At 41.7% G+C, this 24,080-nt stretch carries 24 protein-coding genes and 2 riboswitches; of the genes, 3 read left to right on the top strand and 21 right to left on the bottom strand.

All coding sequences use genetic code 11. The annotated features are described in order from the left end of the window. Position 1: 1 nt before the first annotated feature. The gene (locus tag MKY84_RS06340; RefSeq protein ID WP_342528720.1) at positions 2-1,414 is read right to left on the bottom strand and encodes an FAD-dependent oxidoreductase; all 1,413 of its coding nucleotides are present in this window, start codon (positions 1,412-1,414) and stop codon (positions 2-4) included. A gap of 74 nt (positions 1,415-1,488) precedes the next feature. Between MKY84_RS06340 and MKY84_RS06335 the strand changes: the two genes are divergently transcribed. Both MKY84_RS06335 and MKY84_RS06330 read left to right on the top strand, forming a co-directional pair. Continuing rightward, on the top strand, positions 1,489-2,079 hold the full coding sequence (locus tag MKY84_RS06335; RefSeq protein WP_342528857.1) for a CDP-alcohol phosphatidyltransferase family protein: 591 nt from the start codon (positions 1,489-1,491) through the stop codon (positions 2,077-2,079). Continuing rightward, positions 2,079-3,125: an FAD-dependent oxidoreductase gene (locus tag MKY84_RS06330; protein WP_342528718.1), complete on the top strand. Its 1,047-nt coding sequence runs from the start codon at positions 2,079-2,081 to the stop codon at positions 3,123-3,125. The genes MKY84_RS06335 and MKY84_RS06330 overlap by 1 nt, the downstream gene beginning before the upstream one ends. Positions 3,126-3,753: 628 nt before the next feature. Here the strand turns inward: MKY84_RS06330 and MKY84_RS06325 are convergent. From MKY84_RS06325 to MKY84_RS06295, 7 genes are all read right to left on the bottom strand, one after another. After that, positions 3,754-4,155, bottom strand: a complete 402-nt coding sequence (locus MKY84_RS06325; RefSeq protein WP_342528716.1) for a YutD family protein — start codon at positions 4,153-4,155, stop codon at positions 3,754-3,756. Next, entirely contained in the window at positions 4,156-5,085 is a 930-nt protein-coding gene (gene lipA / locus MKY84_RS06320) for a lipoyl synthase (RefSeq protein WP_342528714.1), read from the bottom strand. It abuts the gene before it with no gap. 116 nt (positions 5,086-5,201) lie between these two features. Next, a complete protein-coding gene (locus MKY84_RS06315) occupies positions 5,202-6,767 on the bottom strand; it encodes a Na+/H+ antiporter NhaC family protein (protein WP_342528712.1) in 1,566 nt (521 codons plus the stop codon). A gap of 112 nt (positions 6,768-6,879) precedes the next feature. Continuing rightward, positions 6,880-7,057, bottom strand: a riboswitch (Lysine riboswitch). A 49-nt stretch (positions 7,058-7,106) separates the two neighbouring features. After that, positions 7,107-7,865: a sporulation protein YunB gene (gene yunB / locus MKY84_RS06310; RefSeq protein WP_342528711.1), complete on the bottom strand. Its 759-nt coding sequence runs from the start codon at positions 7,863-7,865 to the stop codon at positions 7,107-7,109. 45 nt (positions 7,866-7,910) lie between these two features. Beyond that, on the bottom strand, positions 7,911-9,260 hold the full coding sequence (locus MKY84_RS06305) for a bifunctional UDP-sugar hydrolase/5'-nucleotidase (protein WP_342528710.1): 1,350 nt from the start codon (positions 9,258-9,260) through the stop codon (positions 7,911-7,913). An 11-nt stretch (positions 9,261-9,271) separates the two neighbouring features. Then, positions 9,272-10,087 carry a sulfite exporter TauE/SafE family protein gene (locus tag MKY84_RS06300; RefSeq protein ID WP_342528708.1) on the bottom strand — a complete coding sequence of 272 codons (816 nt, stop codon included), beginning with the start codon at positions 10,085-10,087 and terminating at the stop codon, positions 9,272-9,274. Next, positions 10,087-10,938 carry a DUF72 domain-containing protein gene (locus MKY84_RS06295; protein ID WP_342528706.1) on the bottom strand — a complete coding sequence of 284 codons (852 nt, stop codon included), beginning with the start codon at positions 10,936-10,938 and terminating at the stop codon, positions 10,087-10,089. The genes MKY84_RS06300 and MKY84_RS06295 overlap by 1 nt, the downstream gene beginning before the upstream one ends. Before the next feature lie 170 nt (positions 10,939-11,108). Here MKY84_RS06295 and MKY84_RS06290 point away from each other — a divergent pair, with 170 nt between their 5' ends. Beyond that, the gene (locus MKY84_RS06290) at positions 11,109-11,297 is read left to right on the top strand and encodes a hypothetical protein (protein ID WP_342528705.1); all 189 of its coding nucleotides are present in this window, start codon (positions 11,109-11,111) and stop codon (positions 11,295-11,297) included. Between the two features lie 49 nt (positions 11,298-11,346). On the opposite strand, the gene sufB is transcribed toward MKY84_RS06290, so the two are convergent. From sufB to MKY84_RS06225, 13 genes are all read right to left on the bottom strand, one after another. Further along, on the bottom strand, positions 11,347-12,744 hold the full coding sequence (gene sufB, locus MKY84_RS06285) for a Fe-S cluster assembly protein SufB (protein ID WP_342528703.1): 1,398 nt from the start codon (positions 12,742-12,744) through the stop codon (positions 11,347-11,349). 3 nt (positions 12,745-12,747) lie between these two features. After that, positions 12,748-13,200, bottom strand: coding sequence for a Fe-S cluster assembly sulfur transfer protein SufU (gene sufU, locus MKY84_RS06280; protein ID WP_342528702.1), 453 nt, complete (start codon positions 13,198-13,200; stop codon positions 12,748-12,750). Further along, on the bottom strand, positions 13,190-14,416 hold the full coding sequence (locus tag MKY84_RS06275; protein ID WP_342528701.1) for a cysteine desulfurase: 1,227 nt from the start codon (positions 14,414-14,416) through the stop codon (positions 13,190-13,192). Before MKY84_RS06275 ends, sufU begins: the two co-directional genes overlap by 11 nt. Further along, the gene (sufD, locus tag MKY84_RS06270) at positions 14,416-15,723 is read right to left on the bottom strand and encodes a Fe-S cluster assembly protein SufD (RefSeq protein ID WP_342528700.1); all 1,308 of its coding nucleotides are present in this window, start codon (positions 15,721-15,723) and stop codon (positions 14,416-14,418) included. Before sufD ends, MKY84_RS06275 begins: the two co-directional genes overlap by 1 nt. A gap of 17 nt (positions 15,724-15,740) precedes the next feature. After that, the gene (gene sufC / locus MKY84_RS06265) at positions 15,741-16,520 is read right to left on the bottom strand and encodes a Fe-S cluster assembly ATPase SufC (protein WP_342528698.1); all 780 of its coding nucleotides are present in this window, start codon (positions 16,518-16,520) and stop codon (positions 15,741-15,743) included. Positions 16,521-16,744: 224 nt separating this feature from the next. Continuing rightward, positions 16,745-16,939, bottom strand: coding sequence for a hypothetical protein (locus tag MKY84_RS06260; protein WP_342528697.1), 195 nt, complete (start codon positions 16,937-16,939; stop codon positions 16,745-16,747). 97 nt (positions 16,940-17,036) lie between these two features. After that, positions 17,037-17,864 (bottom strand): MetQ/NlpA family ABC transporter substrate-binding protein, encoded by an 828-nt coding sequence (locus MKY84_RS06255; RefSeq protein ID WP_342528695.1) that lies wholly within the window; start codon positions 17,862-17,864, stop codon positions 17,037-17,039. Positions 17,865-17,881: 17 nt separating this feature from the next. Then, positions 17,882-18,550 (bottom strand): methionine ABC transporter permease, encoded by a 669-nt coding sequence (locus MKY84_RS06250; RefSeq protein WP_342528693.1) that lies wholly within the window; start codon positions 18,548-18,550, stop codon positions 17,882-17,884. Then, complete coding sequence (locus MKY84_RS06245) at positions 18,543-19,568, bottom strand: methionine ABC transporter ATP-binding protein (RefSeq protein ID WP_342528691.1); 1,026 nt, start codon at positions 19,566-19,568, stop codon at positions 18,543-18,545. The genes MKY84_RS06250 and MKY84_RS06245 overlap by 8 nt, the downstream gene beginning before the upstream one ends. Before the next feature lie 109 nt (positions 19,569-19,677). Then, positions 19,678-19,782, bottom strand: a riboswitch (SAM riboswitch). A 97-nt stretch (positions 19,783-19,879) separates the two neighbouring features. Further along, complete coding sequence (locus MKY84_RS06240; protein WP_342528689.1) at positions 19,880-20,173, bottom strand: thioredoxin family protein; 294 nt, start codon at positions 20,171-20,173, stop codon at positions 19,880-19,882. Between the two features lie 1,218 nt (positions 20,174-21,391). Continuing rightward, a complete protein-coding gene (gene gcvH, locus MKY84_RS06235; protein WP_342528687.1) occupies positions 21,392-21,769 on the bottom strand; it encodes a glycine cleavage system protein GcvH in 378 nt (125 codons plus the stop codon). Positions 21,770-21,839: 70 nt separating this feature from the next. Beyond that, a complete protein-coding gene (locus tag MKY84_RS06230) occupies positions 21,840-22,199 on the bottom strand; it encodes an arsenate reductase family protein (protein WP_342528685.1) in 360 nt (119 codons plus the stop codon). A gap of 93 nt (positions 22,200-22,292) precedes the next feature. Continuing rightward, the gene (locus MKY84_RS06225; protein ID WP_342528684.1) at positions 22,293-24,065 is read right to left on the bottom strand and encodes an acyl-CoA dehydrogenase family protein; all 1,773 of its coding nucleotides are present in this window, start codon (positions 24,063-24,065) and stop codon (positions 22,293-22,295) included. Between the last annotated feature and the right edge of the window lie 15 nt (positions 24,066-24,080).

Below are 24,080 nucleotides of genomic sequence, written 5' to 3'. Positions count from 1 at the left end.
ATTATTCACTCTCCTTGTCACGCCATTTAGTTACCTGTTTAATCACGGGTTTGTTTAATAAATTGTCGACGTAAATCTTTTTCCCAAGCTTCACTAAGATCTCACTATACGTTGGGTACGGATGAATGACACTAGACAGCTTGCCCATATTGATGTCCAACATCTTGATCGTTTGGATTTGGCTGATGATTTCTCCAGCACGGTCACCTACTGCACTAGCTCCTAATACATTGCCTTTTTTATCGAGTACAAGTTTGAGCTGACCGATATAATCTGGCTTTGTCTTTGCACGGTCTAGTTCATCATATGAATGCGTGTAGATACGTATAGAATCACCGTGCTCTTCTCGTGCTTGTGATTCTGTTAGACCAGATTGGCCAATCTCTGGATCTGTATACGTACACCATGTGACGTTCTTATAGTCTATTTTACGACGAATCGGCAGAATCGCATCTTGAGCGGCTGTGATTCCTTGCGCATTGGCCATGTGAGATAACTGATAAGGCCCCACTACATCGCCGATTGCATAAACTCCTTTAACAGTCGTCTCCATATGATTATCAACTTTAATTTTCTTTTTATCGTATTCAACGCCTGTGTTTTCAAGACCGAATCCTGTCAGCGTCGCTTGACGACCTAGCGCCACAAGAATTTTTTCTGCTGTCACTTCAAATGTCGTGCCGTTCTTTTCAACGGTGAGATGAATGTTACCATCTTGTTCTTTCACAGATTTAGCTTCCGTATTCGTGTAGATTTGGACGCCTTCTTTTTCTAACCGCTGTTCGATAAGCGCAGCATGATCTTGTTCATCATTACCTAAAATACGAGGCGCTTTTTCAATAAGATGTACTTCCGTTCCCAGTCTAGCTATCGTTTGCGCCATTTCGGAACCAATGGGACCTCCGCCTAAAATGATTAAGCTTTTCGGCAAAGCTTGTTGTTGGAACAGATTTTCATTCGTTAAGTAAGCTACTTCTTTTAGCCCGTCAATCGGAGGAATAGCAGGTTTTGATCCTGTCGCAATGATCACTTTTTTGGCTTCGATAACTTCGCCATTCACTTCAATAGTGTGTGCATCTTTAAAAGTTGCCTTTCCTTTCACAAACTCGATTCCCGCTTTTGCCAAGACCTCTGGAGATTCATTTTGATAGACATCTTCCATCACTTGTCGCACTTCTGCTAGTAGTTGTGCTGTATCTGGTTCATAGGTTGGTACATATTTTCGTACATGATGAATTTCTTTCGCACGGTTAATTAGCGCTTTACTGGGGATACAGCCTGACCATGTACATTCTCCACCAGGTTTATTTTGGTCTACTAGGATTACTTTTTTCGAAAAGCCGGCTCCGGTAAAGGCTGCTGTTAGTCCAGCTGCTCCAGCACCGAGTATGAGCAAATCTGTTTGTTTCGTCATCTTGTATCACCTCTCTTGTCTACAGTGTGTATAATGTAAGGTATACCATAATTCAATTGGAAAGCGTGATGAATATGCTCGACACCCATGCACGTAAATATGTAGATCCTTTTATCGATCGAACAGCTACAAGCTTTTTAAATACCGGCCTTACTGCCAATCAAGTGACACATGTTGCTTTTGCGATTGGCGTAACGTCCGGTTTATGGATTTACTTAGAGCAACCCCTGCTCGCTATCGTGGCACTTTGGTTGTCTGGATTTCTAGATGCCGTAGATGGTGCCATGGCTCGCAAATCAAAGTCATCTGCTTGGGGCACATTATTAGACATCAGCTATGATCGCCTCGTGGAAATTAGTGTCATTGTTGGTTTTGCCTTTCTCTACCCAGGCTCCATGTGGGCACTTTTACTACTCGCCTGCTCAATCATCTGGGCGATGACCATCTTTCTGACAGTTGGCGCTTTGACGGAGAAAAAAGGAATGAAGTCGTTCTATTATCAAGCAGGTCTTGCAGAGCGAACGGAAGGATTTATCCTCTTTTCACTTATGATACTATTCCCCAACTACCTAACTCTACTCACACTTCTGTTTCTGGCTGTAGAAGTTTTCACAGCCCTTCAGAGATTAAATGAAGCGAAGAAAATTTTAAAGGAGGCAGAGTGATGAGAACACTTTTATTAGTTGGCGCCGGCCATGCGCATTTGCACATTATTCGCGCGTGGCTCAGAGAACCGATTCCTAATTGGCAACTAGTCGTCCTCTCCAGTTCTCCCTATCAATATTATTCGGGAATGTTCTCGGGATTTGCTGAGGGTATTTATGAAGAAGCCGAAACACGTATCTCACTAGTTCCTTTTTGCAGAATTGCAAAAGCCGTTTTTTATGAAGAAACTGTTGTAAAAATTGATGCGAAAGAAAAAGTTGTGTATGGAAAAACTGGCGAGAGCTATGCATACGAACTCGTGTCTTTCGATATTGGTTCACGCATAGCCATTCCTGATGGTTTTCAAACACATTCTCCAACAGTGAAGCCTGCTCATAAAATGATGGAGGCAGTTCAAACGTTTCGTGAAACACAACATCCTGTTGTAGTAGGCGGAGGTGCAGCAGCTAGTGAAATGGCCCTTTCTATTCAACAGTGGCGACTTGCTAACAAATTTGTAGAGCCTGTGACCATCATCAGTCACTCCAAATTCATGGCGGATGTTTATGAAGAATTTAAGGCGGCAGGAATTGTTTACAAAGACCAAGACTCGCCTCTGTCTGTTGAAAACTATGTAGTAACAACTGAGAACGGTCTTAAACTAGCTTGTAGTCAACTATTGTGGCTGACGGGAGCATCCAGTTTTCCGCTTTTCCAGGATAGCGGACTTGCTACGGAAGATGGTTTCTTGAAAGTGATACCTACTCTGCAAGCACTTGACGAGCCCACTATTTTTGCAGTTGGTGATTGTGCGCACTTTGGAGAGGGTCTTGCCAAGAATGGGGTTCATGCTGTGAAACAGGGACCGGTTCTTTGGTACAACCTGCAAGCGATTATTTTGAATCAAAAATTGCGTGCTTACGAGCCTAAGAAAAATCAACTTTCCATTCTTTCGCTTGGCAATAGACGTGGACTTGCAATTTACGGGGATCGAACTTTGAAAGGTCGATTTGCTTGGAAGCTTAAAAATCGTATTGATCAGAACTTTATGAAAAAGTATCGATAGCATGTCTAATTTGGTAGGCGCTTCCAAAAAGTACCTGTCCCCCAAACTATTCCAACACAATTCATATATATTCTAAAATCAACGGAGGACTGCGAGTCTATTTTGCATAAACCATGAATAGTCATCGTTTTTTGAATTGTTTTTGGGACAGGCACCTAAAAAACGAATCTATCATCAAAACGCGTTTTTCGTTCATCACGATTTTAAATCACTCATCAGAACGGTATAATCCATCATCAAAACGCGATTTTCGCTCATCACGAATTTAAATCACTCATCAAAACGGTTAAATCCTTCATCACAACGCGATTTTCGTTCATCACGATTTTAAATCACTCATCAAAACGGTTAAATCCTTCATCACAGCAGGGTTTTCGCTCATCACAAATTTTACCCCCACTGACTTGATAGATTTGAAATCCCGGAAGCCAGGTTACCATTTCCCAGGCCATCTGAGTTTTACCGAGACCCGGCAACGCAGCCGAAAGCGCTCTTTCTTCGGCTGACGTGGGGAGGCTCGCAGAAACTCCCCCGGGAAATGGTGTTCTGGCTGGAGGGGTTTCAAATCCTACCCGTCTCCTGTTCAAGCCTAATAGATGCCTCTAACCATAAAAAAAGAAGACGGAAATTACTCCGCCTTCTCCTCTTGATTAGCTTCTTCAACTGGTTCTTCCTGAACTTTCTCTGATTGCGGTTCAACTGGCTCTTCCTGAACTTCCTCTGGTTGCGGTTCAACTTGAATTTTGCCGAGCTTCTTAATTAAAAAGTAAGCACAGCCAAAATTGCAGTACTCTAAAATGTAATCATGGATCGTGCCAATCTTTGTATCGAATGTTGCTTTAGAATTAGCATCTTCATAGAAACCTCTTAAGCGCAGCTGACCATAACCCCAGTCACCAAAAATGTAATCGTATTTTTGAAGTACATCACTGTAGCGTTCTTCTAATACTTCTTGATTGAAACCTTCACGAAACTCTTCCACAACTTCATACTGATAGCCCTCTAAATGAATACGCGTCACAGTCGTCACCTAACTTTGCACAGCGAGTTCTTCTTCGCCTGCTGCCTGTCGTTGTTTTGCTGCTGCATTTACTTGTTCGTCTGCATGGTAACTGCTTCGGACTAATGGGCCTGCCTCACAGTGTGAGAAGCCTTTGGTCATAGCAATTTTACGCAATTCCCCAAACTCACTAGGCGTGTAATATTTCTGTACTTTTAAGTGTTTCTTAGTAGGTTGTAAGTATTGACCAATCGTCATAATGTCTACGTGATTAGCACGTAAATCATCCATGACTTCAATGATTTCTTCCCATGTTTCTCCAAGACCCAACATCAGAGATGACTTAGTCGGAATGTCTGGTTGCATTTCTTTTGCACGGCGAAGAAACTCTAGGGAACGATCATATGTAGCACGTGCTCGAACTCTCGGCGTCAAACGACGAACCGTTTCAATGTTATGATTCAAAATATCTGGTTTCGCATCCATTAGGGCGCGTAAGTTTTCTTCCACTCCACCCATGTCTGATGGTAGTACTTCGACCGTTGTAAAAGGATTTTTGCGTCGAATGGCACGAACAGTCTCGGCAAATACTTGCGAGCCGCCATCTTTTAAATCATCACGAGCTACCGCTGTTACAACAGCATGTTTGAGGTTCATAATGACAACGCTATCTGCTACGCGTTCAGGTTCTGCTAGATCGAGCTCAGTCGGTAGTCCAGTTTTCACAGCACAGAAACGACATGCACGAGTACAAACAGCTCCTAAAATCATGAAAGTTGCTGTTCGACGAGTTCCCCAGCATTCATGAATATTTGGGCAACGCGCTTCTTCACAAACGGTATTTAAATTGTTTTCGCGCATTAATTTTTTTAAGCCTGTATATTGTTCATTAGTGTTAAGTTTAATTTTTAGCCAGTCAGGCTTTCTTTCGCGTTCTACTGTTGGTTTACAAGATGTCATTGCGGTAGCCTCCATCCATAGTCTATTCTGTTGTCAATATATCATACTTTATACATCCTCACAATTCGCTAATACAAGAAAACACCAGCCAAATTCGGCTGGTGCTTTCTGTTTATTTAAGAGGCTTGTGCTTGAACTTTTTCCTTCGCTGTCCAGAAAGTAAATAACAAGACGAGTAGGAGTACAACGACACCAAGACCAATCCATGCAGAGCCAGTGAATCCTAATGTTAGATAACCAACTGTAGCGATTATAGCGCTGATGATTGCATAAGGTAATTGGGTAGTGACGTGGTCATATAAGTTTGAGCCTGCCCCTGTTGCGGACATGATCGTTGTGTCTGAGATCGGTGAACAGTGGTCTCCGAATACAGCACCTGCAAGAACTGCTGATAGTACAGGTAATAATAGTTCTGGATTTACAGCCATTGCGATATCTGCTCCAATTGGAATCAAAATACCGAAAGAGCCCCAAGAAGTTCCCGTCGAGAATGCCATTACTGCTGTTAAGAGGAATAGCAACGCTGGTAAAATCCATTCAGGAATATTGTTGTTGCTAACAATTCCTGCAAGATATTCTCCAGTTTGTAATTCAGAAATCAAGTACGTTAATGCCCAAGCAAATATTAAAATAAGGACAGCAGGCATCATGGAACGAACACCTGAAATGAAAGCTGTCCCAATGAGCGAAACATCTGCTTGAGGGTTTTTACCAAACTGACGAAGATATAAGAAGAGTGCAACTACAACTCCCGATAATCCACCGATTAGAAGTGATTTTGGAACATCCGTATTCTCGAAAATCGTGAATAAGTTCCAAGAGCCACCAGCTTGATTTCCTGTTACTAGCATGGCAATGACGGTGGCCACTATCAGCGTGACAATCGGTAATACTAGATCAGTTACTTTTCCATAGTTATGAATTGGGAATTCTTCTTTTAACTCTCCTGCTACATCTTTCTCAGGATCATAAAGCTGTCCTGTTTCAAGAGCACGACGTTCATGCGACTTCATAGCAAACAAGTCGAAATCTGTTACTGCGACAAAGAATACCATCGCAATTGCTGCTACTACATAGTAATTCATCGGTGCCATCAATACGAAAGCTTCGAGTGGTGTGTAGGCAACGATAGCATACGTTGTAAAAATTCCACCTAACAAGCTAATTAAGTAGGCTCCCCAGCTAGAGATTGGAGAAACTACACAGACTGGAGCAGATGTTGAATCGATGAAATAAGCTAGCTTTGCTCGAGAAATTTTGTGCGAATCAGTAATCGGACGTGCAATTTGACCAACAGCAAGAGCATTGAAATAGTCATCAATAAAAATTAAAATCCCAATAAATGCAGTTAGCAATTTTGCCCCGCGGCGTGTTTTTATACGTTTCATTGCCCAAGTAGCAAATGCTCGGCTACCTCCTGAAAGTGCAACGAGAGCGGTAATAACCCCTAAACTAAGAATGAACAGTAAAATAAAGACATTATACGCATTAAATCCTTCATCCCAAAAAGATAGTTGGAATGCTGTCCATAAAGATTGTAGAGTCTCTAGTGGTGAAAACTCTTGTAACAATAATGCTGCCGAGACAATCCCGACCCCTAATGATAATAGTACTCGACGCGTGATAAGTACCATGGCTATTGCCAAAATTGGTGGCAATAACGAAAAAATTGTGCTTTCCATTGGCTTTTCTTCTCCTTTTAGGCGGAGTTACAGATCAAAAAAGTGAAACAAAAAGCCAGCCTAAATAACTTGATTTAGGCTGGCATACACGGGAATTCCCTTAGTCGTCTCAACTGACTGTAGCTCTCCATTTGCCGGATGCAAATGACAGTGTTATTTTTATTCAAAATAACCCCAATAAAACGTGCATGACGGCACGATTTCATTTCGGCAAAGCTTCCTTTTTAACACGATCTTAGCTGTCAAACTCCCGTATCATACTTTTAAGCTCTGCGGCCTCTACCTAGATAATATTCAATTCTTATTAAGCTTAACAACATTTCAGTTGTCTGACAACCCCTATTTTTCTTCTGGCTTGAGGGGTACTTCTATCGAAGGTGCACTGTCCTCTCCTTTATTGTAAATTTGTGGTACCTGCCCTTGAATCAATCCCATTGCTACAGGTATTTTTTGTTCTACCGTTGTAATTTTGCTGGCTAAGGGTACGACCACTTGGACATTTACTTTCAGTAGAATACTGACTTCCACGTAGGCATTGTTAATACCAAATTCGCGTATTGAGGAATCGACAGTGGACTGCACATTTCCTATTACATGAAAGCGAATGGGGATTTTAGGACCTAGATTGCCGATGATGGGTAGATTGGCTGCCTGTGCTAGCGGTACAAAGAATACGACGCCACCTTCTTCTTCCATAGCTTCTGCGTCGTACTCAATATCTTTTATATAAGGAAGGCTGCTTAGGTCTCCTGCCTCTGCTTGCTCTAAATGGGATTGAACCAGTCGGTTTGTATCCGACAACACACGATTAATGATCTCTGTATTAAATCGAGTTGTCACCATACTGTCTTGATCCCCGGGTACATGTTCGATGATGTCATTGACGTCCAACACATTGGCAATTCGTGCATCAATCGCCTTACTAATGACCATCGAGGCAATTTTACTCGTTTGAACTTCTGCATATCGTAGGTACGTGGGTGTAAGGCGTTCATTAAACCAATAGATTTGTACTCCTACTAGGACAACAAATACTATAATTAAAATGGTCAATTTAGGCAGTGCAAACCAACGTCTGAATGGTGGTTTCTTTAGCACTCACAAACTCCTTTTTATACGATATGTAACAGAGGAGTAAAAAGACTACGATTGTTTTGCTGCGTAGGCAATAAAGACATCTCGGATTGTCTCTGGCATAAAATACGTTTTTGGCAATTCTTTAAACCGTGGAAAAAAGTAGCCGAATGTAAACATATCGACTGTCACGAGTTGATATATTTTGGAAGTTTCTAATTCTTCACCCTTCACGTAATAAAGAGCGCCACGCTTTTCAAAATGAGTAAAAATCAATTTACCTAATTGCTTTCCTCTAAATCCTAGTCCCTTCACTTCCAGCATTGGCCACTTCTCATTTTGTCCGATTCCATAAGCTTCGATCAAATCCGCTCCTGTACAAGTAATGACACAAGGATTGATTGGATGCGGAAGCAGGTCATGCATCATCTTGGCAGAAATTTCACCTGGGTAGAGGTCTGTTAATAATAATCCTGCTGGGAACAATGCGCAGTCTGCTTGAGTATAGGAAAGCAGTGCATCTCCCAACCTTTGGCTCAACTTAGATTCCTGCAGCAATTGATGCTCCAACACTTCCTCATTGAAGAATACGGGTCTTCGCAACAAATGCTCCCCTTCTTCCTGCAGCTGTTGAAGTACCGTTTCCTCTGAATCGGAAAGTTTAGGCGGCATTAGAGCCATATCCAGCAATTTCGTTGTAATTGCTGTCGGCTGGTGAGTAAAGTCGATCACTGCCACGCCTAGATAGTGACCCCATTTCCCCCCAGCAGATAAATGCGTTTGCTTCCATTTATAATTGTCAGTATAGGTATGGTGTGTATGTGCACCAAAGATTAACTGAATTTGAGGAAAGCGTTCTGCTAATTCTTCCTCATATGAGCGGCCTACATGGGCAAGACAAACAATTGCATCTACTTGAGAGTCAAGTTGCTCTATCATCTCTTGTGCAGCCTGCAGGGGCTCTGAAACATGCCAGCCAAGTTGTTTATAGTATTCATCATAGGCAGCCGTCAGTCCGAAAAATCCAATCCGCTTTCCGGAATGCATTGTGTGAATAACATAGGGCGTTAACCAGTCTGGTCTTTCCCCATGCGTAGAGTAAAAATTACTGAGCACAACTTTAAAGTTCGCTTTCCTGTACAAGGAATCTAATTGTTCATGAGACAATGTAATCCCTTCGTTGTTCCCTATCGTTACTAAATCGTATCCGGCTTCATTGAGCAGTCGAACATTGCCTTTTCCTTCTGTTGCTTCTGTGAATAAATGCGACCGGTCGATGTGATCGCCTAAGTCGACTACGAGAAGCTCATCTTGAGTGGGCAGCTGGTTACGGTAATTATCAATTTCAGCAATTATTGCCGCCCAATTTTCAAAATGACTATGTAAATCATTTGTATGAATAATATGAAGCGCTCCCATTGCGCCACCCCCTACATAATGCCATCTAGTATAGAGCGCACTCCTAACAATAAGAGGACAATTTGAAGAACTATAACTAAACTATCAGAATTCAACCGATGATTTAAATAGGCACCAATCTTTGCGCCTATATAAGCTGCTGGAATTACTGGAATGGTATAGAGCCACGGTACATTTCCGAGCGAGATATGCGTTACGGAGTTCACGAGCGCTGATAAGAAGACCATAAACATCGAAGTCCCCACTGCTACGTGAGGGGGAAATAGAAATAACAGCAGCATCGCGGGAACTAGCATCGACCCACCACCAATACCAAATAACCCAGAACTAAATCCAATACCAAATGTTAAAAGAAGCGCAAACCAAATGGGATAGCCATATACATATGTGCCTGTGCCATCTTCAAATGTCGTCTTCCGACCATTTTTAACAAACCAGTGAACGGGTTTTAAGTGCTTACGGATCAGCAATAAAAGTGATAAAAACACCATCATGATCCCAAAATATAATTGGAAGGATGGCAAATCAAGACCTCTGTTAACAAAAGCGCCAAGTATCGTGCCCGGTGCACTACCTGCAAAAAATATCCAACCACTCTTAAAGTCTACGGTTTTCTTTTTCATATAGGCGATTGTAGAAGATAGTCCGGTAAAAATCATCATAATCACAGAGAGTCCAACTACAGTTTGAGGTGTTATTCCATCTAGTAAACCCACTGAACCTAAATAGACGATTACAGGAACTAATATGACGCCTCCACCCAACCCTACTAAGGCACCTATAATTCCACTACATAATCCAGCTATAACCAGTAATACCCATTCCACTAGACGTCTCCTCCAAATAAATCAAGTTGCTTCGGTGCCAGACCCTCAAATGAAATATTCAGCAGTTGTTGAAACTGCTTTGCATTTTGAGCCGCATGTCCAGCTGAATTGTTATTAAATAGCACAAATGTTGTTTCTGCTTGTTGATCAACGCTCTTTACGGCATTAGCCATTTCGCTGAGTTCTTGTTTGTTGTAGTCGTATAAATAACGGATTTCTCGCCAATTTTGACGATTCACCGGTGCTTGCCAAGCAGCTACATTGCGACCATGAAATCGGAACAAGGCTTTGGAGGCTGTGACTTCCGGGACAAAGGGAATACTCCCATCACCTGATTGGGGTTCGTCACAAATGCTGTGTATAAAGTTTTGCTCTCCTAAAAATTGAAACGTTTTGTCTCGAAAGCGCTCGTCATACCAAGATTGGTGACGAAATTCAATCGCGACTTCAAACTCCTGAAGTTCGTCACGTAAGCGTCTGAGTTCTTCCACATTGTCCTTTGTACACTCAAACCAAGGCGGGTATTGTGCTAACACGGCTCCTAGTTTGCCTGCTTCTTTATAGGGACGTAGAGCAAGTCGATAGGCTTCAAAAGCCGCTTCCAGTGACTCAAATGGGCTATCCCCTCGCAGGTGTCCGGTTAGTTGTTGATAAGTTTTCACGATAAATTGAAAATCTTGGGGCGTTTCCTCTAGCCATTTGTCGTTATTTTTTTTCGGTTGCACAGCGTAGAACATAGCATCAAGTTCTACTACGGGAAAGTGTGAGCTATAATCTTGTAGCCTTTGTTTAGCTGTCCCTCGATAGAGATCTGGATGATCTCCCCAACCCGTCAGTCCGATCTGAATCATGTCCTCACCTCTTGTCTTCTAGTGTACCATTTTCACTCTAAAAGCTGGCTCAATAAACTTCAGGTTTAGTTCAAAAGACATGTGGGTATAAAATAAGTATACGAAGTGTTTACCTAGTAACTCGTGCTAAGTGTTCTTTCTTGAAGGAATACTTGGCGGGAGGTGACAAGGTGGAAAGATTCTATGGAATTGATGCACTTCTTGTCTATTTAAATCAGCAAGGAGCTCATGAATTTTCTGAGACTGAGATTCTATATCTCATTGAAAAACGCTTGATTCCTCACTATATTTCCTTCGGTAAACGCTACTCGTTTCAGAAAGAATATATTGACAGCTGGCTTAAATTGTACAAAAAATAAAAAAGACTCTGTCTCCGGCAACTTATGCCGGGACAGAGTTTTTTTGTATTTAACCGATTGAACCTTCCATCTCGAACTTGATGAGACGATTCATTTCAACTGCATATTCCATCGGTAATTCTTTAGTGAATGGTTCGATGAAGCCCATTACGATCATTTCTGTTGCTTCTTCTTGACTTAATCCACGGCTCATTAAGTAGAACAATTGCTCTTCAGAAACTTTTGAAACTTTCGCTTCGTGTTCAAGCGAAATGTTGTCATTCATGATTTCGTTATATGGAATTGTGTCTGATGTAGACTGGTTATCCATAATCAACGTATCACACTCAATGTTTGAACGCGCGCCATGTGCATTGCGTCCAAAACGGACAATTCCACGGTACGTTACTTTTCCGCCTTGTTTCGAAATGGATTTCGAAATAATAGTAGAAGAAGTGTTAGGTGCTAAGTGAATCATTTTAGCTCCTGCATCTTGGTGTTGTCCTTTTCCTGCAAGTGCGATAGAAAGAGTCATACCACGAGCGCCTTCACCTTTTAAGATACACGCTGGGTATTTCATTGTTAATTTTGAACCAATGTTGCCATCAATCCATTCCATTGTACCGTTCGCTTCAACAACTGTGCGTTTTGTCACTAAGTTGTAAACATTGTTAGCCCAGTTTTGAATCGTTGTATAACGGCAATAAGCGTCTTTTTTCACGATGATCTCAACAACCGCTGAGTGAAGTGAGTTCGTCGTGTAAACAGGAGCTGTACAGCCTTCTACATAGTGAACAGATGCGCCTTCGTCAACGATGATCAACGTACGCTCAAACTGCCCCATGTTTTCAGAATTAATACGGAAGTAGGCTTGAAGTGGTGTATCTACTTTAATTCCTTTAGGAACGTAGATGAATGAACCACCAGACCATACAGCCGAGTTCAATGCTGAGAACTTGTTATCTGATGCTGGAATTACAGTGCCCCAGTACTCTTTGAAAAGTTCTTCATTTTCATGCAAGGCTGAACCTGTATCTTTAAAGACAATTCCCATGTCTTCTAGTTCTTGTTTCATGTTGTGGTAAACCACTTCTGATTCATACTGAGCAGAAACACCTGCTAAATACTTTTGTTCCGCTTCTGGAATACCAAGCTTGTCAAATGTACGCTTGATTTCTTCAGGAACCTCATCCCATGAACGTTCTGTTTGTTCAGAAGGCTTTACGTAATAAGTGATCTCATCAAAGTTTAATTCGCCAAGTTCCCCGCCCCATTGTGGCATTGGTTTTGCGTAGAAAATCTCCAATGCTTTTAGACGGTAATCCAGCATCCAAGCCGGTTCATTTTTCATACGAGAAATTTCTTCAACGATTTCACGAGTCAACCCGCGTTTAGAACGGAAGATGGATACGTCTTTGTCATGGAAGCCATATTTGTAATCGCCAATCTCAGGCATCTTTTTAGCCATAATTTATTCCTCCATTCCTGTATTTTGCTGCTGCACCCCTTTTTCCATTGCTTTCCAAGAAAGCGTTGCACATTTAATACGTGCTGGAAATTTAGAGACACCACTTAATGCTTCTATATCTTCTAAATCGATGGAATCATCATAGTCTTTCCCAATCATCATGTCTGAGAATATTTCAGAGAGCTTCATAGCCTCTTCAACCGTTTTGCCTTTGACTGCTTGGGTCATCATGGAAGCAGAAGACATGGAGATCGAACAGCCTTCTCCATCAAACTTGGCATCTGTGATAATGCCTTCTTCTACTTGTAGTGTCAAATGAATTCGGTCACCACAAGTAGGGTTGTTCATATCAACCGTGACCGCTTCTTCCCCAAGTGAACCTTTGTTACGCGGATTTTTATAGTGATCCATGATAACTTGACGATAAAGTTGATCTAAATTTGAATTAATAGACATCGTTGAAATACTCCTTTGCTTTCTGCAAGCCAGCTACAAGACGATCTACATCCTCTTTTGTATTGTACAAGTAAAAGCTTGCACGTGCTGTCGCTGAAACGTTGAGCCACTTCATTAATGGCTGTGCACAATGATGACCTGCACGGACAGCAATTCCTTGCATGTCTAGAACAGTTGCCACATCATGTGGGTGAACATCGCTTAAATTAAATGTAATGATTCCTGCACGTTTCGAAGGGTCTGTCGGGCCATAAATCGTCATGCCCTCAATCTCAGACATCTTCTCCATTGCGTAGGCTGCCAGCTCATGTTCATGCTGCTCGATTTTATCCAGCCCGATTGACTCTAAATAATCAATCGCTGCTGCTAAGCCGATTGCCCCTGCAATGATAGGTGTGCCACCTTCAAATTTCCAAGGCAGTTCTTTCCACGTAGATTCTTGCAGTCCGACGAAATCAATCATTTCTCCGCCGAATTCTACAGGCTCCATTACTTCTAAGTGACGCTGTTTTCCGTAAAGAACACCAATACCTGTTGGACCACACATTTTGTGACCAGAGAAAGCATAAAAATCAGCATCCAGGTCTTGAACATCTACTTTTAAGTGTGGAGCAGCTTGTGCACCGTCCACAACCATTACGGCTCCGTGTTCATGTGCAATTTGGGCAATTTCTTTAATTGGATTCAGTACACCTAAGACATTGGAAACATGCATAACGGAGACGATTTTCGTTTTCTCTGTAATGGCTTTACGCACATTTTCAAGTGAAAGCGTTCCGTCTTCTTCAAGTTCAATATAGTTGAGTACTGCTTTTTTTCGTTTAGCAAGTTGTTGCCACGGGATGATGTTGGAATGATGCTCCATGTAAGTGATGACAATTTCGTCACCTTCTTCTACATTGGCTTCACCATAACTGGCAGCAACTGTATTGATTGCTGTCGTTGTACCACGCATAAAGATAATCTCTTTTGTAGAAGAGGCATTAATGAAACCACGGACTTTGTCACGTGCACCTTCATATCCCTCTGTCGCGCGGTTTCCAAGAGTGTGAACCCCGCGGTGTACATTAGAGTTGTCTTGTTCGTAATACGCTTTAATGGCTTCAATAACGGCCGTTGGCTTTTGTGAAGTGGCACCACTATCTAGATAGACAAGTGGGTGACCATTCACTTCTTGATTCAATATGGGAAAATTGCTGAGGATCGTTGGATTCATTAGCGCACTTTCCTTTCAATAACCTCCGTAAGTTGCTTCTTCACACCTTCAACCGGAAGTGCTCGTACTACAGGCGCCAAGAAACCATGAATGATTAAACGCTCTGCTTCTTTTTTCGATACACCACGACTCATCAAGTAGTACATTTGCATTGGATCTACACGTCCTACAGATGCCGCGTGACCAGCTGTTACATCATCTTCGTCGATCAATAAGATCGGGTTCGCATCTCCACGTGCTTTTTCAGAAAGCATTAACACGCGTGACTCTTGCTCAGCATTTGATTTTGAAGCACCATGCTCGATTTTACCAATCCCATTGAAAATAGAAGAAGCTGAATCTTTCATAACTCCGTGCTTCAGAATTTGGCCTTCTGTATTTTTACCCCAGTGAATAACTTTTGTAGTGAAGTTTTGCTTTTGATCGCCACGACCTACGACTACAATTTTCACATGTCCTTCTGAGTTATCTCCCACAAGGTGAGTAACGTTTTCTACAACTGTATTGCTATCATTCATTAATCCTAATGCCCAATCAATAACAGCATCACGGTGAGTAATCCCACGACGGTTCACGTATGCTGTGTAGCCTTTAGCTAACACATCAACCGCACCATAAGTGATTTTCGCGTTATCTTTTGCAACGACTTCAGAAATAATGTTTGCTTGTCCTTGTGCAAGTTCAAAAGTAGAAAGGTAGTTTTCTACATACGTTAGCTTAGAATTCATCTCAGCAACCACGATTGTGTGATTGAACAGTGAGACAGACGCATCGTCTTGTACATAAATGACTTGGACAACTTCATCCATTTCTACATTTTTAGGTACATAAACAAAAGCACCACCATTGACTAATGCTGCATGGTAAGCCGTAAGCTTGTGCTCATCAACTTTTACCGTGTCCTTCATGAAATACTGTTGAACTAGGTCTCCATGCTCGCGAATCGCTGTGTGAATGTCCGTTACAATAACACCTTTTTCCTTTAATTGTGGAGAAAGTGAAATGTATGCCGGTGTATTGTTACGTTGAATATATAACGTTTTTTGATTTTCTAAATCAATCAGTGACTTCACTTCATCAGGAAGATCTGTCAGTGAGCCATAAGCTGCACTTTCTACTGTGTGTGTAGGGAATGTTAAGAAGTCCCAGTTTTTGATATTCGTTTTGTCCGGTTCTGGCATAGGCAGTTCCGCTGCGTGTGCAAGAGCAGCTAAGCGGAAATCTGTCATCCATCCCGGTTCTTGCATTTTTTCAGAGTAAGCGCGAATGTCTTGCTCTGTTACTGCTAATGTTGTTTCAACCGTCATGCTGACTGTCTCCCTTCTTATGCTTCTTGCCCAACAGTTTCGTCTTCAATACCTAATTCAGCTTTAATCCAGTCGTACCCTTCAGCCTCTAATTTATGAGCAAGCTCAGGTCCACCTGATTTTACTACACGGCCTTGCATCATAACGTGTACATGGTCTGGTGTGATGTAATTCAATAAACGTTGGTAGTGAGTGATGATTAAGCTACCAAAGCCTTCTCCGCGCATTTCATTAATACCTTTTGAAACGACTTTCAGTGCATCGATATCTAAACCTGAGTCAATTTCATCTAAGATGGCAAATGTAGGTTTGATCATCATTAATTGAAGAATTTCGTTACGTTTTTTCTCTCCGCCTGAGAAACCTTCGTTTAAGTAGCGTTGAGCCATATCTTGGTCCATCTCTAAGATGTCCATTTTGCTATCCATTTCACGGATAAACTTCATTAATGAGATTTCGTCGCCTTCTTCGCGACGTGAATTGATTGCAGAACGTAAGAAGTCTGCGTTTGTTACGCCATTGATCTCACTTGGGTACTGCATAGCTAGGAAAAGACCCGCTTTCGCGCGCTCGTCAACTTCCATTTCTAAAACATCTTCCCCATCAAGTGTTACTGATCCAGAAGTTACTTCATATTTAGGGTGGCCCATAATTGCAGAAGCAAGTGTAGACTTACCTGTTCCGTTTGGTCCCATGACTGCGTGGATTTCACCTGTATTAAGTGTTAGATTAACACCCTTTAAAATTTCCTTGCCGTCAATTTCAACGTGCAAATCTGTGATTACTAGTGTTGACATTGTAAACCCTCCATATCTTTAACTTCGAACGGACTCATCCATTCTTAATTATTATCATTCTAATCTTACAGCAATTAGAGGTGGACTGCAAATCATTTCAATCCTTGAAAATCCTGCATTTGTACATTTTCACTACATGAGCTCTAATTGAGAATAACTATCATCATCCGATAAAAAAAGCCCATAGAACCAAGGTTCTACAGGCTTTTTAGACATTTATATGATTATCTGTGGGCTTGAGCATCAATTCGGGCTGCGATGTGCATGCTTTGTTCGTGATCACGTTGACGGCGTTGTTCTACCTTCATACGTAAATCCTCGCTTTGTCTCATTTCATCATAACCGAAACCATGTACGTCACGAAAAGCCAAATTCATTTTTTCCGTGTAAGGCTGTCCTTCTGGTTTGATAGTAATCATTCCCTTCAGTTAGTATCTTACGTTACTTAGTGTATACCCACCACTTAACGAATGAAACTGAAAAAAGGAAATTTAGCCCAATAGTCTCATCAACTAGTTATTCTGTAACAGGAACTACAGAACCGCCCCACTCATCTAAAATGAACTCTTGAATCTCATCAGATTTCAGCGCTTCTACTAAAGCAACAATTGCTTCATTCTCTTCATCTCCAGCATTTACAGCGATAACATTTACATATGGAGAGTTTGAGTCTTCAATTGCGATTGAATCTTCTAATGGGTTAATTCCTGCATCAAGAGCATAGTTTGAGTTGATTAAAACTGCGTCGCCTTCTTCTTGCTCATACATTTGAACTAAAAGTGCTGCTTCATAGTTAGGATCGAATTCGATATTTTTTGGATTTTCGATTACATCTTCAATTGTAGCAGTTGTTTTCTCAACTTCTGGGTCAAGAGTGATCAGCCCAGCACCTTCTAACATAGAAAGTACGCGTCCGTGGTCAGCTACCGAGTTGCTCATTAAAATAACTGCACCTTCAGGCAATTCATCAATTGAACCGAATTTCTTAGAGTAAAGACCGATAGGCTCGATGTGAATTCCACCTGCATTTACGAAATCATATCCATTATCTGCAATTTGTGACTCTAGGTAAGGAATGTGTTGGAAGTAGTTTGCATCCAAGTCACCATTGTCTAAGTCTTGGTTTGGAAGAACGTAATCTTGGTAAGCTTCAATAACAAGCTCAATACCTTGCTCTTCTAAGATTGGTTGTACTTGCTCTAAAATTTCAGCGTGAGGTACGTTTGAAGCACCAACTGTTAGTGTCGTGTTCTCCCCTTCAGATGAAGAACCTCCTTCAGAACCACATGCTGCTAATGTTAAAATACTTGCTCCTACTACTAATCCTGCTGCTAATTTTTTCATGTCTTTTCTCTCCTCTGTTATCGTTTGTCTAATCGGTTAGTTAACCAGTCACCGATCCACTGGATGATAAATACAATGATCAAGATGATGATTGTTGCAACAATCATCACATCTGTTTGATTTCGTTGGAAACCATCTAAAAATGCGAGCGTTCCAAGTCCACCTGCTCCGATAACTCCTGCCATGGCTGTATAGCCGACAAGTGCAATCGATGTAACGGTAATACCAGATACAATGGCTGGCATAGATTCCGGAAGTAAGACTTTGCGAATAATCGTCCAAGTAGTAGCTCCCATAGATTTAGCTGCTTCCAGCACACCTCTATCAATTTCCTTCAAGGCAATGAGGACCATACGTGCGTAAAATGGTGCAGCACCAATAATCAATGCTGGAAACGCGGCGTTCGGGCCTCGAATGCTGCCGAGTAGTAATTTTGTAAATGGAATCAATAGAATAATTAAGATGATGAACGGGATGGATCTAAAAATATTGACGAGAGCACCTGTTAACCAGTTTGCCAATTTATTTGACCAAGCTTGATGCGGGCTTGTTAAAAATAACAGCAAGCCGATGGCAAGGCCGAAAACAAATGTTAGTGCTGTAGAGATTGCTGTCATGTACAACGTTTCATAAGTGGCTTCCCACATTTTCGGCCAGTCGACATTCGGAAAAAGATTTTCAATCATGTTGAATGACCTCCGATTGTACTTTTTGTGCATGTAAGTAGCCCAATGCTTCGTCGATAGCAAGTGCGTCGCCATCGATATGCAAGAGGAGCGTTCCTAACGCACCGTTTTGAGTTTGTGTAATATTTCCTTGAACAATGGTCACTTCCAAACCAAACTGTTTAATGAGTCGGGCAATAAGAGGTTGATCCGTTTGGTCCCCTATAAATGTCAGTTTCACTAGCTTACCATTCGGATACATCTCCAAGAAGTGATCGACTGTATCTGAGTAGTAAGCACCGTCTGAAATTTGCGAGACGAAACGCTTGGTGATCGCTTGTTGTGGGTTTTTGAAGACGTCAATTACTTGGCCTTCTTCTACCACAACCCCATTTTCCATTACAGCCACGCGGTGACAGATTTTCTGAATAACATGCATTTCATGTGTGATCAGTACAATTGTCAATCCTAGCTGTTTGTTGATGGTGACTAGTAAGTCTAAAATTTGATCAGTTGTTTCAGGGTCTAGTGCCGATGTTGCTTCATCGCACAATAATACTTCTGGACGATTGGCAAGCGCTCTTGCAATTCCCACACGTTGTTTTTGACCACCCGATAGTTGAGAAGGATACGCTTTTTCACGACCTTCTAAGCCAACTAGCGCAATCAATTCTTTTACTCGCTCAGCTCGTTGTTCTTTTGATACTCCCGCGATTTCTAGCGGGAAGGAAATGTTTTCTTCCACTGTCCGTGACCATAAAAGGTTGAAGTGTTGGAAAATCATACTCACTTTTTGTCTGAACTGTCGCATTTCCTTAGAAGAGAGCTTAGAGACCTCTCTGCCGTTCACTTGAATCTGACCAGCTGTTGGTCTTTCTAAACCATTTAATAATCGAATTAATGAGCTTTTACCTGCACCACTGTAGCCGATAATCCCATATATCTCTCCTTGTTTGACGGAAAGTGATACATGATCAACAGCGATAACGTTGCCATTGCCAGTTGTGTATTGCTTAAAGACATCTTGTAATTGAATCATATGCGCGCCGCCTCCTTTCTTTGAAATTTCTGCGGATCCTTTTGTATACAAAAAGACCCTTTCTGCGCACAGACAGAAAGGGTCTTCGTTTTATCAACGGATATCCATTCTCTCATCTCTCAAAGCGCTAGCTTTGCGTGACTTGGCACCATTTCACTTTCGTGACGGTTGCCGGGCTTCATAGGGCACTTCCCTCCACCTCTCTATATAAGAGCGACGCATATTCAATTAGTATTGTTGTCAGTAATCGAATAGTATCATAGCCATTTTCGACCGTCAACCATTTTTATCTACAAATTTTTTATTATTTTTTACAGGGCCGTTTTTAGTTTCTCTAGGAGATAAGGCACAGATTGAAAAGCGTATATTTTTTCCACTTCTGTCTCTGTCTTTTTTATGATCAGGCAAGGCACGCTCTCTACTTGCAGCTCATTCATCAATTGTGGTTCATAGTTTGCGTTGAGTTGCGGAACCTCTTTGTCTATGAGTTGTTCACAGACCGTTAACATTTTAGAGGCCACTTGGCAGGTGCCACACATGGGAGTGTAGATATAGAGAAGCGATTCGCCGGACTGTTTCCAGTCTGTGTATGTGATTTCGTTCATTTGGGTCTCCACCTTTACTTTGCTAAAAGTAGCAGACCGGTCGGATGTTTTCAAGAGAAATGCCTAAAATCGTGTAAGAAGCGGAATCAACGGGACTGCTAGCTTCTTCTGATCAAGGTGCATCTTACATAGTTTGATATTAAGATCTAATTAAGAACGAAAAGAGTTTAAACAGAATCTTCTTCTAATCCAAATTCATCTTCCGATGCTTGTTTTCAAGTTCAAATAAAGAACGAAAAGGACTGAGGCACACTCTTTTAGAGTGGGCCTCAGCGCGAATCTTCTTAGTTCGAGCTTCCACAAGCATCTCCAGTTGCATAAGGATAGTTGAAGTTCTTTTTTGTTGGAAGTGGTAACTTGCAACGTCTTTGAGTCGGCTCTGCCTCTACTTATTGAGAACAGTTCAAATTTTGCTCACTATAACAAGCGAGCTAATCGCTGCGCTAACGCGAGGCTCTATTGAGCAACAGGTCAAACATAGTTTAGGTCAGCGAGATTGCTATTCATTTCTACTTTACAGACAAAGCCTTATTACTTAAAAAACTTTACTAGTAAGATCTTGACCATCTTATTACTTAAAGCCCTTACTAGTAAGATCTTGAGCATTTTAAGTGTTTTGGACTTAGTGAGTGTTCATCAAATAACTTTTATCGCTCATCATGGGAATAATCAATCATCAAAAGAAATTTTCACTCATCAGAACGGTTTAATCCTTCATCATACAGCTTTTATCGCTCATCACGGTTTTACGAGGGCACTTAACTAGTTTCCGCGGGCATTGAATAGAATTACTCGGGCATTGAACTGATTTCCTCGGGCACTGAGAGGATTACTCGGGCACTGAGAGGATTACTCGGGCACTAAACGGATTTCCGCGGGCATTGAATCTAATTACTCGGGCACTGAACTTGTTTCCCCCCTCATCACAAACTTAGAGCCACATACTCAATCAATTTGAAAACCCGGAAGCCAGGATGCCATTTCCCAGGCCAACTGAGTTTTACCGAGACCCGGCAACGCAGCCGAAAGCGCTCTCCTTTCGGCTGACGTGGGGAGGCTCGCAGAAACTCACCTAGGAAATGGCGTTCTGGGTGGAGGGTTTTCAAATCCTACTTAAATCGATTTAGTAAACTTAACTTTAAGATCGCGTTCTGGCTAGAGGGTTTTCAAATTCCAATGCCAGACATAAAAAAAAGCCCGCCAAGGTGGCGGACTCGATTAGTTGATTAATTCTTCGTATTGTTCAGCTGTCAATAATGCGTCTGATTCAGCAGAATCTGTTGGCTCTACTTTCACCATCCATGCATTTTCGTAAGGAGATTCGTTGACGAACTCTGGGCTATCTTCTAGAGAGTCGTTAACTGCGACAACTTTACCGCTGATTGGTGCGTATAACTCAGATACCGTTTTAACGGACTCTACACTACCAAAAGCGTCTCCTGCTTTGATTTCGTCACCTACAGCTGGAAGTTCAACGAATACGATGTCTCCAAGCTCAGATTGCGCGAAATCTGTAATACCGATTGTTGCTGTGCCCTCTTCATGCTTTACCCACTCATGGTCTTTAGAATAACGAAGTTCTTTAGGAATACTCATCATTAATCTCCTCTCGACATCTGCAATTTTCTCTTTAATAGTGACACAATTCAAGCATTTCGACAAGCTGTTATTTTGTCCAGACGTTCTCAAATTCCTCTTCACGGAAGCCTATTGTCGCTTTTGTGCCATCCGTTGTGAATGGGCGTTTGATCAGCATGCCGTCTGATACTAAAAGGTCTAATTTTTCATCGTCTGTCATTCTTGCTAGTCGATTTTTTAGACCCATCTCCCGGTATTTTTGACCGGTCACATTGAATAATCGTTTTAGTTCAAATCCATTTTCTTCTGCCATCGCCTTTAACAATTCTCGGCTTGGTGGATTTTCCACGATGTGATGGTATGTAAATTCTACACCGTTATCTTTCAAGAATTTCTCTGCTTTTTTGCATGTATTACAAATGGGATAGCCGTACATTTCAATTGCCATACAAGTTCCTCCTCTACAGTCGATCTACTAGTAGTATACCGACCTTTGGGCAATTAGAAAAATCCCTGCACAAAGTACAGGGAAAATAGTGTATTAAACTACGTATTTTTCAGCGTCAATTAGTTTGACAGAAGCTTCACGTTTCTTCGTTACTAAGTTGTAAGGCGTGTTGCGAGTTAACTTACGTAATGCTGACAACATCATGCGTTGATTGTCACCTTCAACAGCCGCTAGTAAAGTATCTTTTGCATACTTTTCAACTTCTTCAAACGCTTCTTGACAGAAGATTTCTGTGTAAAGAATTTTTTGAGCCGCTTTTTCTGCGCCAACTTTGTTTACTGCTTTTTCAGTACGAAGAACAGCTGACTCCATAGCGAACAAGTTGTTAGCAATATTAGCAATGTTCACAAGCACTTCTTGTTCGGCGTCTAATTTCGCACCATAACGTTGTGCTGCAAGACCAGCTGCTAGTAATGCAATCTTCTTAGCGTTTTTCACTAATACTTTTTCTTTAGCAAGTGGCTCGTCGCCAACTTCTTCCGGCATCATCATTAACAGTTCTTCTTGAAGCTTCATAGCCTGTTGAAGAAGTGGAAGTTCGCCTTTCATAGCTTTCTTCAAGAATGTACCTGGAACGATCATGCGGTTGATTTCATTTGTTCCTTCAAAGATACGGTTGATGCGTGAGTCACGGTAGATGCGCTCTACTTCATACTCTTGCATGAAACCATAACCACCGTGTAATTGAACAGCCTCATCCGCGATATAATCAAGGACTTCTGAACCGACAACTTTGTTGATCGAGCATTCAATCGCATACTCAGCAATCGCAGCAGCGATCTGTTTGCCATCTTTTTGCGCTTCTTCCGATAGTTCGTTCATGCGCTCTTCGAAATAACCTACCGTGCGGTAAATCAAGCTCTCTGTAGCATAAAGCTTAGATGCCATAGTCGCTAATTTTTGTTTTGTTAAGTTGAACGAAGATAAAGGTGTTTTGAATTGTTGACGTTGGTTTGTGTAAGCAATTGTCAGTTCAAGAGCACGTTTAGCTCCTCCGACTGTACCAACCCCTAATTTGTAACGACCTATGTTCAAGATATTGAAAGCGATGACGTGACCGCGACCAACTTCACCTAACAAGTTTTCCACTGGCACTTCTGCATCTTCCAGAATTAACGTACGAGTTGAAGACGACTTGATACCCATCTTCTTCTCTTCAGCTCCAACAGAAACACCTGGGAAGTCTTTTTCGACGATGAACGCTGTGAACTGCTCCCCATCAATTTTTGCATACACAACAAACACATCAGCAAAGCCTGCATTTGTAATCCATTGCTTTTCTCCATTTAAAATATAGTGCGTACCCGCAGCATTTAATTTTGCAGAAGCTTTAGCTCCTAATGCATCTGAACCTGAGCCTGGCTCTGTCAGTGCATAAGCAAAGATTTTTTCTGCAGTTGCTGAGAAAGGAAGGTATTGTTTCTTCTGAGCGTCGTTACCGAAAAGTACGATTGGAAGGGAACCGATACCAACGTGAGCTCCGTGTGTGATTGAAAAACCACCCGCAACTGACATTTTTTCTGCAATCAAGGCAGAAGATACTTTATCAAGCCCTAGGCCCTCATATTCTTCTGGAATATCTGCAGCTAATAGACCTAATTCGCCTGCTTCTTTTAGTAAACGTACAGAATGCTCAAATTCATGGTGTTCCAAGTTTTCCACTACAGGTAATACTGAACTCTTTACATAGTCCTCTGTAGTTTTAGCGATCATCTTTTGCTCATCTGAAAAGTCCTCAGGTGTGAATACGCGATCTGCTGTTAAATCCTCTGTTAGAAATGCTCCACCTTTTACTGCTTGTGACATGTTCATGTCCTCCTT

Source organism: Chryseomicrobium sp. FSL W7-1435, from assembly GCF_038595005.1.
GTDB lineage: Bacteria > Bacillota > Bacilli > Bacillales_A > Planococcaceae > Chryseomicrobium.
This window is presented reverse-complemented; position numbering and strand designations above follow the sequence as displayed.